The 1,599-nt window shown below is 68.0% G+C and carries 1 protein-coding gene; it reads left to right on the forward strand.

Features of this window, described 5'->3' with window-relative positions; translation table 11 throughout:
• Window positions 1-155 precede the first annotated feature (155 nt).
• The gene (locus IJH84_RS17315; RefSeq protein ID WP_200069736.1) at window positions 156-1,496 is read left to right on the forward strand and encodes an MFS transporter; all 1,341 of its coding nucleotides are present in this window, start codon (window positions 156-158) and stop codon (window positions 1,494-1,496) included.
• The last annotated feature ends 103 nt before the right edge of the window (window positions 1,497-1,599 follow it).

Genomic DNA, 1,599 nt, shown 5'->3' on the forward strand with positions numbered 1-1,599 from the left:
ATCAGCCCATCCCAGCACGACCGGCCGCACCGGATCCGCCGCCGGTGCCTGGATTTTTCGATTCGCCCCTTGTCGGCGTGGCGGCCGGTGATTAGCGTGCTGCGAACCTTACAGCGTTAGTTATTTGGACCACACATCCGAAGGGTGCGTTCGCGATGGCTGTTCCCCCGAGCAACGCTGGTTCCCCCAGCGGCACCGGCCCGGGCAACGCCCGCAGGGTGGCGTTCGCCAGCCTCATCGGCACGACGATCGAATGGTTCGACTTCTTCATCTACGGCACCGCCGCCGCGCTGGTGTTCAACGAGCTGTTCTTCCCCGAGTTCGCCCCGATGGTCGGCACCATCGCATCGTTCGCGACCTTCGCCATCGGATTCGTCGCCCGGCCGCTGGGCGGAGTGCTGTTCGCGCACTTCGGCGATCGGCGCGGGCGCAAACCCGTGCTGGTCACCTCGCTGCTGCTGATGGGCGTGGCCACGGTGCTGATCGGAGCGCTGCCCGGCTACGACTCGATCGGCGTGTGGGCGCCGCTGCTGCTGACCGCGCTGCGGTTCGCGCAGGGCCTCGGCGTCGGCGGCGAATGGGGCGGTGCGGCGCTGATGGCGGTGGAGCACGCACCGCAGAACCGGCGCGGCTTCTACGGCAGCTGGCCGCAGATCGGGGTGCCCGCGGGCCTGCTGCTGGGCAACCTCACCTTCTCGGTGCTTTCCGCGAACCTGACCGACGCGCAGTTCGTGGCGTGGGGCTGGCGCATCCCGTTCCTGTGCAGCGCGCTGCTGATCGGGCTCGGCCTGCTCATCCGGCTCAAGATCAGTGAGAGCCCGGTGTTCCAGGAGGCCGCCCGCGAGCAGGCGCAGCACACCCGCACACCCGTGCTCGACGTGCTGCGCGAACACCCGCGGACCGTCGCGCTCGCCGCGGGTTCGTTCCTGGCCACGAACGCGACCTTCTACGTCGGCACCACCTGGGTCGTCAGCTACGCCACCACGTCGCTCGACTACGAGCGCACGTCGATCCTGAACGCGAACGCGCTGCTGAGCTTCCTGGACATTCCGCTGATGCTGGCCTTCGGGCTGCTGTCCGACCGGATCGGGCGGCGCGGCATGTCGCTGGCCGGGATGGCCGGGCTCGCGGTGTTCGCGGTGCCGTACTTCCTGCTGGTGGACAGCCGGTCGATCGTGCTGTTCCTGCTCGGCGGGATCGTGGTGCAGGCGTGCCGGACCGCGGTGTACGGGCCGCAGTCGGCGTTCTACTCGGAGCTGTTCAGCACCCGGTTCCGCTACAGCGGTGCGTCGTTGAGCTATCAGCTCGCGGCCATCCTCGGCGGCGGTCTGGCGCCGATGATCTGCACGGCGCTGTACGGCTGGACCGGCTCGTCGATGGCGATCGCCGGTTACGTCGTGGTGCTGTGCGCGATCTCGTTCGGCTCCAGCTACCTGCTGGCCGAGACCTACCGGAAGGGTCTGTCGGAGTCCGGGACCACTCGAACCGCGGTGTGAGCGAATTCGACCTTTTGGGAAGGATTTGCGTAGCGGTGCGGATAGCGGAACCTCAGCTGCTTCCTCGCTCAGGGTTCGCTTTCTGACGTAGCTCCCTACGCGG

The organism is Saccharopolyspora sp. (assembly GCF_017434145.1).
GTDB classification, from domain to species: domain Bacteria; phylum Actinomycetota; class Actinomycetes; order Mycobacteriales; family Pseudonocardiaceae; genus Saccharopolyspora_C; species Saccharopolyspora_C galaxeae.